General features: G+C 59.4%; 7 protein-coding genes. 4 read left to right on the forward strand and 3 right to left on the reverse strand.

Translation table 11 applies throughout. The features are described from left to right. The first annotated feature begins 412 nt into the window (after window positions 1-412). From HYT87_16785 to HYT87_16800, 4 genes are all read left to right on the forward strand, one after another. The gene (locus HYT87_16785; GenBank protein ID MBI2061396.1) at window positions 413-1,231 is read left to right on the forward strand and encodes a hypothetical protein; all 819 of its coding nucleotides are present in this window, start codon (window positions 413-415) and stop codon (window positions 1,229-1,231) included. Between the two features lie 369 nt (window positions 1,232-1,600). Beyond that, a complete protein-coding gene (locus HYT87_16790) occupies window positions 1,601-8,458 on the forward strand; it encodes a hypothetical protein (GenBank protein MBI2061397.1) in 6,858 nt (2,285 codons plus the stop codon). Continuing rightward, complete coding sequence (locus tag HYT87_16795) at window positions 8,445-8,597, forward strand: hypothetical protein (protein ID MBI2061398.1); 153 nt, start codon at window positions 8,445-8,447, stop codon at window positions 8,595-8,597. The genes HYT87_16790 and HYT87_16795 overlap by 14 nt, the downstream gene beginning before the upstream one ends. Window positions 8,598-8,620: 23 nt before the next feature. Then, a complete protein-coding gene (locus HYT87_16800) occupies window positions 8,621-10,555 on the forward strand; it encodes a tetratricopeptide repeat protein (GenBank protein ID MBI2061399.1) in 1,935 nt (644 codons plus the stop codon). Window positions 10,556-10,574: 19 nt separating this feature from the next. Here HYT87_16800 and HYT87_16805 read toward each other — a convergent pair whose 3' ends face one another. The 3 genes from HYT87_16805 to HYT87_16815 all read right to left on the reverse strand — a co-directional run bounded on the left by HYT87_16805 (window position 10,575) and on the right by HYT87_16815 (window position 16,897). Beyond that, on the reverse strand, window positions 10,575-12,518 hold the full coding sequence (locus tag HYT87_16805) for an exo-alpha-sialidase (protein ID MBI2061400.1): 1,944 nt from the start codon (window positions 12,516-12,518) through the stop codon (window positions 10,575-10,577). A gap of 417 nt (window positions 12,519-12,935) precedes the next feature. Further along, window positions 12,936-15,203 carry a hypothetical protein gene (locus HYT87_16810; GenBank protein MBI2061401.1) on the reverse strand — a complete coding sequence of 756 codons (2,268 nt, stop codon included), beginning with the start codon at window positions 15,201-15,203 and terminating at the stop codon, window positions 12,936-12,938. 101 nt (window positions 15,204-15,304) lie between these two features. Then, window positions 15,305-16,897, reverse strand: a complete 1,593-nt coding sequence (locus HYT87_16815; GenBank protein MBI2061402.1) for an HD domain-containing protein — start codon at window positions 16,895-16,897, stop codon at window positions 15,305-15,307. Between the last annotated feature and the right edge of the window lie 24 nt (window positions 16,898-16,921).

A 16,921-nucleotide genomic window follows, 5' to 3' on the forward strand; every position in this document is an offset into this window, starting at 1 on the left:
TTTGACGGCGAAGAGATAGATGAGACCCTGATTCAAACGACCGGGAGGAAGAAGAAAAAGGAGAAACGTATAGGTTGACAAGGCAGCCGCTTTCAGAGATAGGGGAGGGCCTTCAGGCCCTCCCGAAAAGAGGGAGCAATTCGTAGGGGCGGATCTTTAGATCCGCCCGTATTGGGAGCATCTGAAGATGCTCCCCTACGAATCGGCATTCTGTTAGAGGCTCTTAGGCTGTCCCGATGACGCTACACTATTTCAATACGAGTGGGCCACACGCATCCACGCAATGAGGTTACGCCACATCAACAAATAGTCATAAATATATCAATAACTTATATGATCCATCGAAGGCATGGATGTTGCTATGTATTATCTCGGAATGAAAACAGGATCGATAGCAGCAACGATTGGTTGGATGGTTATGTCCTCAATTGTGGCTTCCTGCGGCGTTGACCCCATTGCCTCCTCCAACGAGCACTTGGCCCTTCTCGATCCACAGGCTACGCTCCAAGCGGATTCCGTTGACTCGGAATTGGCAATCGGCAAAGCAATTTATCGTGCGTCTTCCCGAGTGGGCGCCTACGAAGGTTTCGAATCCTTTGCCGATGGGTTTTCATTTCCACCGGGGTACTCCAGCAACGGCTTGGCGTATTATGCAAACGCAACCGCGAATAGGGTGACCGCACAGAATCCCATCGCCGGAACCCGGAGCCTCCAGTTCAGCTCCATCCTTAACGAAGGGTTGTTCATCTTGGTGGAAAACACGCAGGATTTCGGCACGGTCACCGGCGGCTACGTCCGTTACGCATTCGCCGTGGACAGCGGAGTGACTCAAGTGGACCTCGGCGGGTACAACTTATCCCTCATCGTGAATACCACCGGTCAAGTGGTGCCTTGGAGCTCCGTCTTGGGCGTGGAAGTACCGGCCCACTCCCTGATACTTAGGGATGGAAATCTGGACGTCCTGCTCAGCGAACCCTATGTGACCGGTTCCATCGTTTCGGTCGAGGCGGTGCCCGTCCTTGCCGATGGATCGGGTGGAACGCTCACGGTCAACGGCAACGTTCTCCAAGGCCTGGGGTCGAATCCATACCAGATCGGAACCTTCTCTACTGTCCCCGTCTCCGGATTCACCGGGACAACACTGCGCATTGATGAGATTGAAGTTCTGATCCAAGCTGACACCATCAAGCAGAAGAAAGACAAGAAAGACAAGAAGGACAAGAAAAAGTAGGCCGTCCTTCGGGCCCGTCCTCCCCCTCCCCGGTCTCTCGGCTTTGGTTTGTCCTTGGTTGTCCATTCTGATACTCTTTGGGCTGGAGGATGGGTTGAAGGAATTCCGCAAACCTTCTGTTCATGTGTTTTCAGACCGAGTGTTGAAGAATCACCGAACTGTGGGGAAAACTGACAAGGGGCGCGCCGCGGCGGCAGATGGTTTGAAAACGCCTCCGATTCGGGTTCCTTCCTCGGCTCCTAGTGGCGCGCTTCTTGCGCCAGCCTTCGGATCGGCATGAAAAGCTTCGGCGCCTTTGGTCGCACCGCACTCTTGTGTCTCCTTTTCGCGCCCTTCTCCTTTCGGGAAGTTTTGGCGGCGAGCGAGGGGATGGCCGCATTTGCAAGCGGAACGAGCACTACCCCCAACCACCGTACGTGGAACTCAACATTCAATAATGACTTGGATGCGGCCACGGCCACGGCCAACGCCGCGGCGGGGACCATCGAATACTCCGTACTGCGCCGCTGCCCGGTGCGTCGCGAATACATCCTGGGCACGCTCGATTCGGCCGGCACGATCACGATTCAAACCACTTCTGACGACGGAGCAACTTGGACGGCCCGGGGGTCCTGCTCCACCTGCCAAGGCACGACCAACGACGCCTTCGGCGGGCTCGACATCGCCTACGAGCAGTCCTCCGGTGAAGCCCTTATCGTTTTCGAAAATGCTACCGGCAACAACAAGCTCATCCGGTATGACCGGTGGGACGGCACCACGTACACGTCGGCTTCCACCCTCACCATAACGGGCGGGAACACTACCACGCGCTGGGTTCGCCTCAAGTCCCTTGCGGGAAGTGATCGCATTGCTCTTGCGGTCGCCGGCGCGAACAGCACCTTGAATGTCTCCGTGTGGAACGGCTCGACATGGGAGAGCACCTCGACCAGCCTGACGGCTTCTCTGGCCGCCGTGACGGTTAGGGCGTTCGATATCGAGTTCGAACAGTCTACGGGGGACATCTTGGTGGTGTACGGCTCGGGTACCACGCTGAGCCACCACACTTGCCCCGCTCCAGCCGCCTGCACTTGGAGCGGCGCCACCTCAAACAGCCCCTTCAACCCGGGCGTGGCCGTCAACTGGGTGGAAATGGCCGCCGATCCGGCCACGGACGATATCGCCCTGATCGCGCATATGAACGGAACCGGCTGCACAACCGCAACCTGCCGGGCTCAACATGACCTTTGGACCGGCGCCGGTTGGGTAGGGGGAACGACGGCCGACACTTCCGTCAACGTCACGTCCGCCAGCAGCCCCAATATCCCGGTCGCCGTGGCCTGGGAGAAAAGCAGCAGCACCGCCCTTTTCGCCTTCGTAGATGGAAGCTCGACCACTGCGGTGGACTACGTTACGGCCGCCGGCTGCTCGGGCGGTTGCACATGGACCCCCGCGACCGGCACAAACCTCACCAACGCCTCAACCACCACCCAAACCTGGCCGGGAGCAATACCAACGGTCCAGCTCGTCGGCAGCCCCAACGAGAATCAGATCTACCTCCTGGCGGAGAGCGTGGATACGGCCGCACCGGCCGACTATGAGCTCCAAGCCCTCCTCTGGAGCGGCGGGGCCTTTTCCCAAACCGCCACGCAAAGCCAAGTCTCCATCGACGTTGACTCCAACGCTTTCGCGCCGTTCAGTTTCGCGTGGTCCTATCCCTTCTTTCAGCAGGCCAACTACCAGTGGTTTCTGAACCAGAGCACCCCGGTGCTGAATCCGGCCGACCCGGGGGATCAGTTGGCCACGGACAATAACGTGGCTACGGGCGTCTACACAACGAGAGAAGTGAGGCTCCGCGTCAACTTCACCGCCCGAGGGGGGACGCTGGCATCGGGGAAAATCCTGCGGCTCCAGTACAGCAGCGATGCGACGAGTTGCACCACCGGCACATGGACCGACATCGGGAGCACCGAGACAACCAACATGATCTGGCGCGTGATCGGTTCCGGCGGTGTCCTGACGGATGAAACCTCGGTTACGGCCCAACGGGTGGACGGTTCAACCCTGAATGGGCTGTACACCGAGTCGGGAGACAGCACGACCGCCGCGTCCTACTCCCTGGGGGACACCCCGGAATGGGACTGGAGCTTCACCAACTTCCAGGCTCCTCCGAATACGGGATATCGATTCCGAATGCTCGAAGTGGTCGGCGGAACCCCCACGGTTACCGGGTCCTATTCGTCGAACTGCCCGCAGCTTTCGACCACGGATCCGGACGGATTGGTGGCGTACGCAACGACCTCGGGCGCCAACGAACCCAAGTATAAGAACTGGACGGGCACCCAGTTCGATGCGTCGGAGTCCGATGCCGGGACGCAGACGAGCACCATCCGATATGTGGTGCAGAAAACAGCCAAGGTGGCGAGCAACCTCAAACTCATGGGAACGCTCGACAGCACCGGCGCCATCACCTTCCGCTATTGGAACGGCGCCTCCTGGGCCGCCCCCGGCGGGAGCTGTACGTGCAGCACCTCGGCTGCGAACAGCGCCTATCGCGGGTTCGATATCGCCTTCGAGTCCAAATCAGGCGAAGGGCTCATCGTCTGCGATGACGGGACGGCCAACGACAGTGTCAACTACTGCACCACCACCGCAGGCGGGGCGACTCTCTCGAACGCCGGCTCGCTGACCGTTTCCACCGGCTCGGCCAACGCCAACTGGATCAGGCTCGAGGCCAGCCCGGCGGCCGACTACATCGTGATGGGCGTGTTGAACTCCAATACCACCGCCACGGGCGCGGTCTGGAACGGGAGCAGTTGGGTGACCAACACCACCTTTTCGGACACGACCAGTTCAGCTACCAACGAGGCCTTCGACGTGGCATGGCACCGTGTCACCAGCCGAGCCATGATCGCATACGGCACCGGCACTTCTACCAACTACTCCATCTGGCAGTCCGGAACATGGGGAACGCCGGCGGCGGCAGGTAACCCGGGAGCTGCCGTGAGTTGGCTTCAACTCGATGCGTCCCACGTGAGCGATTACATCCTGGAAGTCACGGTGGACGGCGGCTCGGACGTCGAAACGTTTGCCTGGAGCGGGAGCGCTTGGAGTACGCCCGGGAGTTGCGCCGATGCAGCCGCCAGCCTGCTCGCCAATCGGTCGATCGATGTGAAATGGGAAACCGTCAGCAGCGACGCCCTGATTGCCTATGTGGATGCGGCGGGCGGCGGAGGAAACGACAAAGTCACCTACTGGACCTACACGGAGGGTGGGAGTTGCGCGGCGGCGGCCACAATCGGAACATTCACGGACGTGCAGACGGTGCAACTCCGGAACTCGCCCGACGGCGACGAGATCATGCTCCTCGCGTTGGACAGCACGAGCGCCATCAAGGGCTTCATCTGGAGCGGCAGCGCGTTCTCCACGCCTACCGGCAGCGCTCTAACGGCGGCGGCCTCGGCGGCCGCATACGAACCGTTCATGTACGCCTGGAATGCCGGAGCGCCCACTCTCGTCGAACTCGTCTCCTTCGGGGGGTACAGCAGGAGCCGTGGGCTTCAGCCCGCGTCCGACGGTCCGGTAGGCGCAGGCTTTATGCCTGCGTCCGAAGACGCACCCGTAAAGGGTGCGGCTACCAGCGCTGGGGGATACGAAGTGGTCTTGGAATGGGAAACGGCGGCGGAACGCTCCAATGCAGGTTTCTACCTGCATCGGAGCGAGACGCGAGACGCGGGACGCAAGACGCAGGTCAATCAGAAGATGATCCAGGGCCTTGGAACAAGCGCCCGCGGCAAGAAATACGTCTTCGTCGACGACCTCTCCGATCTCATCACTCATCACTCATCACCCATCACGATTCAGTACTGGCTCGAAGACGTCGAATTCAACGGCACCCGCACGATGCACGGCCCGGTGGAAGTCCACGTCGGCCTCGATTCGGACGGCGATGGGATGCCGGATGATTGGGAACGCGCGTACGGATGCGCCTCCGCACTCGGTCGGTCTGCGATTCGTAGGGGCGGATCTTCAGATCCGCCCTCTTGGGGAGACCGTAGGGGAGCATCTTTAGATGCTCCTTCTCTGGGAGGGTCTAAAGACCCTCCCCTACAATGCCTCGATCCCCTCGTCGCAGACGCCGACGGCGACGCCGACGGAGATGGGATCAGCAACCTCCTCGAGTACCTCAACGGCACCTCGCCCACCGCCATCGAAAGCGGGGTGTGGATCACGGACCTTTCCGCGTTCAAATCTAGGGGTCAGGGGTCAGGGGCCAGGGGCCAGGAACTAGGAACCAGGAACCAGGAACCACCCGCTCACCCTGAGCCCGTCGAAGGGTGGCGGGTGACCAAAGAAGACTCCACCGGTATCGAGATGGAATGCACCGGAGAGGGTTGCTCCACTCCGGCCCGCCTCGCCGTCCCGCCGGGCGCCAAACTCCACGATTCTCCTGGTGTCGACGCGATTGCCGAAGGCATCTTCCGGGATCAAACCATTCTGCGAATAGCTTCAGCGGACAAGGAGGTAACCGGCATTCTCCGTGCGCGTCTGGAATTCGCAGGTCCCCACGTTCCGGTAGCCGCAGGCTTCAGCCTGCGTCCCGAGCGCACCCTGAAGGGCGCGGCTACCCCGGATCTCACAAGTCTCCTTGATTCCGTCGTCCTGAACAAGTTCCGTTGGGCGTTTGTCAGTAGGGGAGCATCTTTAGATGCTCCCTTCAACGCGGGCGGATCTAAAGATCCGCCCCTACAAGGCGGAGAGTGGCGATCTCCCTCGCGCTCGACCGGAACATCGCTGAAAGTTTCCGTGACCGAAACCGGCGTCTACAAAATCACCCGCGACGACATCGCCGACGCCGGCCTCGATCCGAATCTCTTCGATCCGGAAAAGGCGCAGGTGTGGGTTCCTGGTTCCTTGTTCCTAGTTCCTGGTGGAGAACGATTACAGCCCGTGAATGTTCAAGCGGACGGTGGGGCATTGTATTTCCTTGGGGAGCCCGCCGACTCGAAATACACCCGCACGAATGCGTATTGGCTTCTCTTGGATCCGTCGAACGTCGAACGTCGAACGTCGAACGAAATCCTGGATTTGACTCAACCGGGACCGGCCGACGAACCGTTCCAAGACGCGCTTCGGCTTGATCCCTCTGCTTGCGTCCTGCGTCCTGCGCCCTCCAGGATGGAGCAAGTGCCGCGAGAGGGCAGGAGCCCGGAGCGGCCGTCCTGCGCCCTCCTTTATTGGCAAGAAATGCCCGGCCCCTCAGACGCGGAACGGTTCTTCTTCGCCCCCGTCCTCAAGGACGGCGATTCACACGACTACGAGTTCGAGCTGCCTGAACTCGCGAGCAACGAGCAACGAGCAACGAGCAACCTCCAAGTAGGGCTTACCCTTCTCGGACTGGCCGAATCGAACGTGGCCCAGAGCCACAAAGTCGAAGTCTCGCTGAACGGTCTGACTCTTGGCGAAATGACATGGACCGGCCGGGATCTCTTCCACTCCTCACTTCGCACTTCGCACTCCGCACTTCGCACCGGACAAAATACAATGACCCTCAAGGTGCTGCTTGCGGAGGGCGCCCAGTTCGATCAAGTTCTGCTCAAAGGTGCGACGATTCCATACTATCGACCTTCGCGCCTCGCGCTCCCGGTCGTGAACCCATCACTCATCACCCATTACGCATCACGCGGCCTCTTGGATGCCACCAATCGGGCCGACTACATCATGATTCTGCCGGAGGCAGGGGTCGGCAAATCTGTAGGGGCGGGTCTTCAGACCCGCCCGGAGGGAGCATCTGAAGATGCTCCCCTACAAGAAGCCCTTCGGCCGCTGGTCGAATACCACGAATCCCACGGGCTCACCGTCAAAGTCGTTTCGCTGGATCAGATCTATGATGAATTCGGGGCCGGTCTCGCCACGCCGCACGCCATCAAGAATTTCCTCCATTTCGCATTTCACAATTGGCAATCTCCGAAACCCTCCTACGTCCTCCTCGTCGGCGATGCCTCATACGACTACAAGGGGTATGAGGATGGGGAACAAGTTCCTGGTCCCTCGTTCCTCGTTCCTAGCTATCTTCTCTATACCCCCTTGGGGGGTGAGGTGCCTTCAGACGCTTGGTTTGTTTCTTTCGATGGAGGGGCGCCCTTCGACAAGCTCAGGGTGAGCGGAGAACAAACCGCTCGTGGTGAGCTTGTCGAACCACGGGGCAACGAGATCGATCTCTTTCCCGATATGGCAATCGGGAGATTGCCGGCGAGGACTCCCGACGAACTCTCAGCAATGGTGGACAAGATCCTTCACTACGCGGACGACGATCCGGAATCGAATTGGCGCCGGAACGTGCTGCTGGTGGCGGACAACTTTCAATCCGATTTCGAAGGGGTTTCGGAAAGCCTCTTCGACCTTGCGCCGCCCAGTCTGCTCCTCACCCGAGGCTACCTCTCGCTCCTTCCCTCCGCGAGCGATCTGTCCGGCGCGATCGTCAAGGAGATCAATTCGGGCGCCTCCCTCATCAACTACCTGGGCCACGGCTCCGCCGAGTTCTGGGCCGCCGAGAAAGTCTTCGGCTCCGCGCAACTCCCTGCGCTGGAAAACCTGGGCCGATATCCTTTCATTTCCACGTTGACCTGTATCAACGGTTACTTTGTCTTCCCGCCGGAGCAGGAGTTTGAGGCCATGGCCGAAGAGTTCGTTCGGGCCCCCGGCAAAGGTGCGGTGGCATTTTTCGCTCCCAGTGGAATGTCCAGCCCCGCCGTTCACGGCGCGCTCAACCGCGCGCTCTACAAGGCGATCACGCAGGACCGAGTCAATCCGATCGGCGCGGCGATTCAGAAAGCCTATCTCGATGTGGCTTCGCAGGTCAGCGCAGGTCGATGGGAATACGTCCCCCAGATGTTCGTCCTCTTCGGCGACCCCGCGATGGACTTGGTGCTTCCGACCTCCGATGCCCCCGCGACTCACGACGCACAACGGACGACTGACGATTCCGGTTGCGGCTGCGCCCACATCGGCGCGCCGGCGGGATGGGCGGGAGGGCTGACGGGGTTCTTTGGACTTCTGGGCCTCTACGCGGTAACGCGGATTCTTCGTCGCCGGCGCCGAAGGTCTTGGCCTAAGTGCAAGTTCATGCGTATGTGCGGATTCGCAAACGGTGGCGCGGACCCTGAAGGGCCCGCTACAGAGCTCAAATCGTGTAGCCGAGCCTTCAGGCTCGGCAAGTCAACCCGCACAATGCGTTGTGCGGGTACGTAGAATCGGTTTTACAACCGTTCTCACGTGGTTCGACGGGTTCACCACGAACGATCCTCAGCTCACAAATCCTCCGTTCGCCCTGGACCTGCCGAAGCGCGGAGAAACGGGCTTGAGGCCGGTTCTGGGCGCGCCTCTCTGACCCTGTACTCCTGCGCACTGTTGTTGCTGGTTGCACTCCCCTATCTCAATACGTTTCGGGTCCCTTTCTACGAGGATGACAGACCACACATCACCAACAACCCTTCCGTGGTTGGAATGGGCGACCTTTCAGCGAAGCGCCTTTGGGATGCTGCTTTCACAAGCCCGCTGCCAAGTCGCCCGGTTCCGAACCTGACTCTCGGGCTCAACTACTATTTGCACGGCTTCAGCCTGCCTGGATACCATGCTTTCAATCAGCTTGTTCACTCGCTTTGCGTGGTCTTGCTCTTCCATGTCTTCTTTCTTCTCCTGACTTTCCACGAGAATCAGATCCTGATTCGGAACCGGCGAATGGTTGCGTTTCTCGCGGCCTTGTTGTGGGGGGTCCACCCTATTCACACGCAGGTGGTGACATACATCGTTCAGCGCATGACGTCCATGGCTGCGCTGTTCTATCTGTCATCTTTCAGGAGCTTCTTGATCTATCGAAATGAAGCTTCCAAGCATCCGAGTATTCATCGGATCCTATCCTGCCTATTCTATGTTCTCGCACTGGGGTCCAAGGAAACTTCGTTGACGCTTCCCCTATTGGTCCTGATCTACGAACTCTTGCTCGTCCCGGGCAAGCCCGGCCAGGCTCTCTGGAGGAGATTTTCCGGAACCTTCTTGTTCGGTGGATTGGCCGCAGGCGCATCCGTCTTCTACACCATCTTCTACGCAACCGGGTTCAACAAGTTCCAGGTTGCCCTTGGCGTTGAGTCTTTTCCGGGGATTCAAGCTTCACTGGGCATGCTGGTTTCGAGAGCATTGACGAACTGTCGCGCGTTGTTTTTCTACTTGGAGCTGTTGGGTACTCCCTCCCCAAAGAATCTGAGCCTCTTTCGGGAGTTCGAGGCTTCCCGCTCTCTCTTCGAACCTCCGACAACAACGCTCGCCTTGCTGGCCACGGCAGGTCTTGTCTGGGCTTGCGTCTCGCTTCGCAAGTCGAACCCGCTTGCCGTGTTTCTTGTACTCTGGTTTCCGGTGCACTTGAGCGTGGAAGGGGCCATGGCTGGACTCAGAGCCGTTTTCGATCATCGAATGTATCTCTCTTCGGCCGGCGTCGTCCTGTTATGTGTTGGCCTGCTCGCGCCCAGAATCCTTAGGAACAGAGCGGTCCTGCTCATGGGTCTGGCATCGGTCAGCCTTGCGTTGGGAACAATGACGTTACTCAGAAACAGGATTTGGGCAGATCCAGAAACCTTTTGGCAATTGGCGGTGAAAAATAGCCCCTCGCAGCCCGGCGCTTGGAACAATCTTGGCATCGTCTACGCGGAGAAAGGCCGCTACGAAGAAGCCTTGGGCTACTACGAAGAGAGCTTGCACAGGAACCCCAACTACCTGTTTGCTCACCAGAACCGGGCGCATGCCTTTATCCAATTGGGAGAATACGAGAAAGCACTGACAGCCGCTGAATTTGTGCTGTCGATCGATTCCGGTTGGGCAAAAAGCCACGAAATCGCCGCGATGGCCTGCGAAAAGCTGGGAGATAGCGCCCAAGCACTCTCCCACTACGAGAAGGCCGCCGCCCTCTCCAAGACTGCGCATAGCTATGCCCTGTTGGGCAGTTACCTGAGCAGGTTGGCTGAGTGGCAGGAAGCTGCCCACGCCTACCAAAAGGCCCTCGACCGAGACCCGAGGTACGAAGACGTTTACGTCAACCTAGGTGCGCTTTACCTGCTTAATCTGAACAAGCCCACGGAGGCTCGCAAGATCGCGGAAAAAGGTCTCGATCACTCCCCAGAAGACCCCGATCTTCTGGTTATTGCGGGCCTCTCGCACTGTCAACTCCTGGACTTTCCTGTCGCGCTAACCCTCCTGTGGAGAGCCAAGGGGCTTACCTCCCCCGGGTATCCGAGATTAGGACTCCTTGAGGATGGACTGGCCAAGGCTTCGAATGGAATCCGATGTTTCAGATAGACTTATCGCCGCCATGCTTTCATGGCGCCGCGGCACGTGCAAGGTATATATCTCCATCCTGTTCCCATGCGACAGTGACATTTCGGTCAGAATCCACGTGGATGGCAGGTCTAGTGTGGAATCGGCCACTGGAGAGTGAAACAGTGGGACCAAAAGTAGCGCCACCGTTCGAAGAGCGTCGTAGCCCGATGGAAGATGAGAGCAAGGATCCCACAGGGGGAAAAACTTCGGCCACAACGTAAACATTCCCCGCATTGTCGGCATCGACATCGGGTTCACCTCCGGACACTCCCGTCCCAAATATGTCCACCGGGATTGAGAATGTCGCGCCGCTGTCTAGGGAACGGCTAAACAAGAGTCTATAGGGGCAGGTGCTATTGGTACGGTCGCAGTCGCGCCAAATCGCATAGGTGCCTGTGCTGGCAGATGAAGTTGCTGGTATCTCGGACCACCCTGGATTATTGGATACATTTACGGGCGGGGAAAAGCTGACACCACTGTCAGCCGAGCGAATGAAGAAAATGTCGCGTTGCGTTTCCCAAGATCCTATGGGATAGCTCGCGACTACAGAGACAGCGCCTGGACCCGGGCCTGTCGCGACATCGGTGAAGGCTGGACCTCCCAGCGGCAGTTGCACGGCCGGCAGGAAGCTGGATTCAGCATCAGTTGAGCGTCTCAGCTTGATGGCCCCCGTAGCCAGTTCATTGTAAGTCACGTACACGGTTCCAATCACCTGCGTATCGGCTGCCACGATTATGTGGACCGGTCGCACGCCAGGAGTGGAGATGGAGATGGGTAAGGAAAAGGTACTCCCTCCGTCCAGCGAGCGGCGGAAGAGCACCTCTCCGGTGACTTGGTTGCGCGTCGCAACAAAGACCTGGCCTGCTGCATTCGCCGCTACGGATGGGGTGGACTCTAGATACTCCACCGTGAGGCCGGCGAGCGCCGTAAGGTCCATAGCAGGCGAGAAACCTACGCCTCCATCGGTTGACTTGGTGAACATGATGTGGACCTCGCCCCCCCCCAAATGTTGCTGCCATATTACGTAAATTGTACTCGGGGCAACACTTGCTACGGCTGCGAAACCTTTGCCTATGAGAGGCGTACCTGAAACGTTAATAGGGGTGGAAAACACCAGAGGGCATGTCCCGCAATCACTTGAACAAGATGAGCAGGTTTCCGCTGGCGCATCACAAACGCTCTGAGAGGTCGCGTTGGGCGAAAAGAGCACGCTTGGGGCAACACCCGAAACGTAGGTCCAGAGATACCCGAGCGAGGCCGAGGTTTGCTCCAGATCGCTGGAATGCACCCCGATGAGTTGAGTCGCTGGAAACCGGCTGGAATCTGCATCCGCGACAGCCGTTGGTGCCGTGTTCGTGGCACAAGCAGAGGTCCCCACACTTGGGGTAACGGGAGATGTCCCGTTGTTGTTTCCGACAACTTGGAAGTTCCGTAACTTCCCACCGGAGCCTATTGTAATACTCCCTGTGAAGTTTCCACCAACAAAGATATTCTCCACTGTCGAACCACCTTGGATGAAAATATCGCCGCTGAGGTTACCGTCGATCACGATGCTTTTCACCTCCGCGGGCCAAGATACCGTAATTCCGCTTCCAGGGTTCAGATTTCCGGTGATGTGAAGTGTACTTACGTCGGCGGAAATGTTTATGGGCTGATTTACATTTCCCGTGATATCAACGGTGCCTGTTGGGGCATCAATGTTCCAAGTGTTGGTGACAGCAGTCAATCCCCCCAACACGGCCAGCGAGCCAAGAGGGCCATCGATCGTCCCGACACCGAGAAAAGGACCACCCAGAACAATTTCGTGTAGAGTTCCCCCCATGAGTACTTCACGCGCGTGTCCTTTGACGCTGATCGAGGTGTGCGGGCCGACTGCGGAGGAGAGAATCTCGTCGACGTTACCTCTTGCGATAATCTGGATCGAGCGGTCGTTGGAACCCAATACCACCAGTCTTGCGACATGGTGCGGGATCGAAACGACTTGAGAAGAGATCAGGGAGATATCAATTGTAACGTCCTTCGGAGGGCCAATTGGAATACCCCCCCCCCCCCGCTGACACAATTCCGCCCACGTCGACCAGTCCAACAAAACCAATAACGGCTGCAAGAATCCAAGGCTTGATTCCAGACGCTCCTGAATGTTTCACTGTTTCACCTCCTTCATTTCGCTTGGCTAGCGGCCCGCCATGTCGAGAGCTCCCCTCCCCCCGATGATACGCAAACCCCCCCCCCTTTTGCACTAATCCAACCTCCTACGGCTTTCCTATGAGGTTCCCTTCTGTTTGTCAAGCTTGAAGTGTTTTCATGCGCTGAGGCTAATGCCGCTCGACCACCCAGGGGAATCCTACAGTCTTACCTACTACACCGCGGAACCGTTCGCGCGACTGACCGTGGGACGCTCCGTCTTTCGACGCCGCAGCCCCCACGCTCCCCCACGCCGTTTCCGAAGGGGAGCCGGCGCGCCGTAGGTGTATCGCTGGTAGTAGTAGTATTGCGAGGACATTCCCTTCAGATCGATGGCGTTCACCAGCACCCCGGCCAGATTGATGCGGTGGTCGCGCAGCACCTGCACACACCGCTGAAGCGTCTCGCGCGGCGCGCGGCCGGCCCGGTAGACGAGAATCGCCACGTCCGCTTTCTGTCCCACGATCGTCGCATCGGCGACGGCCATGACCGGCGGAGTATCCACAATCACAACATCGAACTGTGCTCGGAGATCGTCGAAGAAAGACGTGGCGATCAGTTGTTCCAGGCTTTCGGCGGGATGAGCATCGATCCCTCCCGAGGGAATGATCCGGAAATAGTCCAACCCCGGCCCGCTCGTCAGCATCTTTGAACTGATTCCCTGGGCGAAAAGATCGGAAACGCCCAGCGCGGCCTCGGACCACAGCCGCCCCTCATGGATGACGCTTCTCAAGCCATCCACCTCTTTCAACCCGAGGGTTTTCGCCAGAACGGGTCGGCGCATGTTGCATTCGACATAAATGGCCCGAAGCCCCGTCTGCGCAAAAGCCAGCGTCAGGCCCATCGAAATCATGCTCTTGCCCTCCTGCGGAGTGGCCGAACACACCATGATCATCCTGTTGCGCCCGAATTCGCGAAGGAGACGGGTCCGCAGGGAGCGGAACGACTCCGAGATCGTCGCCTTCGGCTCGGTGTGGACGACCCAGTAAGCCCGGCGATTTCGCGATTCTGCGTCCTCACCTTCCCCGGAACCCGGCTCAGGTTGGTAGTAGGGGACGACCCCCAAGACGATCGAGCCCAGGAGGGCCTCGATATCCAGGATGTTCGTGAGCGAGAAATCAAAACTTTCCCGCACGAGGGCAAGCCCAATGCCCACGATCAATCCCAGGATGACCGCGACGAGTTGAGGCCGCACCTGCTGCTTCCCGAACCGGGGGGTTCTGGGAAGGATGGCCGGTTGAATGATTTCGGCTCTCGAAACCGTGTAGGCGCTCTTGATCCGGTTTTCCTGGTACTCCTTCTCCAGAAAGATGGACATTTCTTCGATGACGGTCACCTCTTTCTCGAGTTTGTAGAGCTGGGATTCGAGGTCAAGGAGCGCGCGGTTCTGCTCCCGATACCTCTGGATCTGTTCCTCGAGTCGGGCGTCGTCCTCCAAGAGCGAGCGAAGAAGTCCCTCAAGACTTTGCACCAGGCTCCGGCGGGAGTTCTCGAGCCGGCCCATGGCCGATTTGACCGACGGATGGTTCGGGGTCTGGTCGTTCGAAAGGTCGATGACTTCGCGCAGGGAGGCGCGGATGTCATTCTCGGCTGCGGCCAGATCCGGATCGATCTTGCGGATCCGGAGTTCTTCCAGCATCTGGAGAGTGACCGCGCCCTTGTCCAGCGTATTCAAGGCCGTCGCCGTCTGCGCCCTCTTCACCTCCAGGGATTCCTTCTGGCGAATAAGCGCCTCGTGCCCTGCCACCGCTGCCGCGATCTGGGGCTGCAGACTCAGAAAGTTGTTTTGGAGTTTGAATTCGTTGAGCTTCCGCTGGGCATCATCGAGCGATCGCGCAAGCTCCTGTTTCTGTCCCCGGACAAACTTCAGGACCTCTTCGTTGGATTTCTGCGAACTCTGCGAGTAGTACTCCACGTAGGCTTGGGCAACGGCGTTGGCCAAGTCGCGGGCCCTCGGCGGCGAGGGGTCTACAACCGTCAGGGTAAGGATCGCGGAATTCTCCACGCGCGAGACCTTCAGCTTCCCCCTCAAATCGGTCAGGAGTCCGAGCCACTGCTCCGAGCTGCTTACCGTTTCCCAACCGATGTCGGGGGGAATCACGCCGACCTTTTTCAGTGCCTCCGTGAGGAGAGGGAAACTTTGAACCACCTGTACCTGGCCCTGGGCCTCGGCGGCCGCGCTGTATTCGACGAACCCCATCTCCTTCTCAAATTGCCCCTTGATTTCAACGCTGGCCTGGGCTTCGTAGACGGGCTCTCGGGCCGGTTTGAAAAAGAAGCTGGCTCCAAAAGACGCCAGCACCGTGAGGGCGACGATATACCGGCGACGATAGAGGATGCCCATGAAGCGCCGGATGTCCATCCCGGCCCCGGCGGGTTGCATGTGATGCACCACGGGCGGCGGTGTGGGGCGTGGAATGGCGGGCAGAACGGGGTCAGTCACGGTCAGGAAGTGGACAAGCTATCAAGTGATCGAGCGATCGAGGGGTCAAGGGTTCGAGTCCGGCCCTGGACCACTTGACCACTTGTCCACTCGACCACTTCCTACGCCGCCAGCTGAATGATGCGGAGTTGCGGTGAGGCCCGAAGATCCAGGTATCGGGGTTGGGTCCCGGGCCGCAACTGGGTTTCCACGCGCACCACGGGCCTCAGCGGCTCATCAGGGTTGACTTGAACCACCGTTCCCTGGGAACCGCTCGAAAGCAGAACGCGGCTGCCGGGCGGGTACAACGTTACGCACCGGAAGGAGGCTTTCCACAGGGCAGAGGAGAATCGGGCGCTCGAGGGATCGCTTCGAGAAGCGAAAAACTCCAGAATGGGCCGTGCGGCGCGCTGGGGCCGGGGCCGGGCAAGCGCTTCCATCTCGTCGGCCATCCCCACAATCTTGGACCAGGGATGGATCTCCTCCCCCCGGATGGCGTACGGGTAGCCGCTTCCGTCTTCCCGCTCGTGGTGCTGAACGGCAATGACGGGCAGCAGCGGAAAATCCTTCTCAATGTTGCGGAAGAAGGGCTGGGCCTCCATGGGGTGGATGCGGATCAGTTTGCGCTCGGGCCCGCGGAGCTCGCGGGGTTCCAGGATGAACGCCCATCGCCGGTCGAGCATCCCGATGTCGTGAAAGAATCCTCCGAGGGCCAACTCGAAAAGCTCCCAGCGGGATAGACCGAGTTCATGCCCCAGCATGGCGGAGATCAGCCCGACGTTCAGGCAATGATGGAGCTTGAAGCCCCGCTTGTACGAGGCCGGTGGACAATGAAAAATCCGGTCCAGGTACGCCGAGTTGTTCTCGGGAATGTCGTCGATCACCACTTGGAGGGCCTTTTCAATGGCCGGTGCGATGAGGAGGGCCTTGTAGGCCGAAGCTTCGGCCATGGTTCGCGTCAGGTGGAATCGCAGATTTTCATAGCGCTGCCCGGCGAGAAAAGATTCGGATTGGAAGTCTCTTCGCACGGCCGGGGAAAGGGCCGGCGCGAGGGGCGAGGGCACCGGCTGGGGACCGGACGCTGCGGGATGGAGATCTCGGACCGGCGCCGAGAGCCTCGGGTCCGGCATGCCGATGCCGTATCGCCGGGGTGCGGGGGGAGCCTGGGGGGCGCCGAGGAATGTGGCCAGGCGATTGAAGAGCATGTTCGACCGCTCGCCCATCTGCTCCGTCGTCTCAAGAACCAGCCGGAGCAGCGCCTTGTTGGATTCCGCATCGCGGCGTTCCACGAATTCATCCGGGGCCGGCTGGGGCCGTTGCTCGAACGCTCGCGTGATCCGCTCCAGCGTGGATGCGAATTCCTGCCGGCTTTCCTGCGACCGTTCGTCCATTTTCTGCACGGCTTCCAGCATGAGGCGGCGTGTGTCCCGCCCCTCCTCGGCGGCCCTCGCCGCTTCCTCCTGCGAGGACCGGCGTCGGGATTCCTCCGTGAGAACCGTGATACGTTCGAGCACGCCAAGAAAATCCTTCCGGTTCTCTTCCGCCCGCTTGTCCATTCGTTCAAGCGACTCCAGCACGAGCCGCCGGGTCTCCCGGGTTTCCTCCCACAGCCGGTTGGCCGCCTCCTCGTCTCGTTGCGATCGCCGGCCTCCAAGGTCCTGACGGACGGTTTCCACCAGCAGGTCCATCTGCTTGAGCAGCACGTCGCGCATCATGATCACGGATGCTGGGGCCGAGAC

The organism is Nitrospirota bacterium, from assembly GCA_016180645.1.
Lineage (GTDB): Bacteria > JACPQY01 > JACPQY01 > JACPQY01 > JACPQY01 > JACPAV01.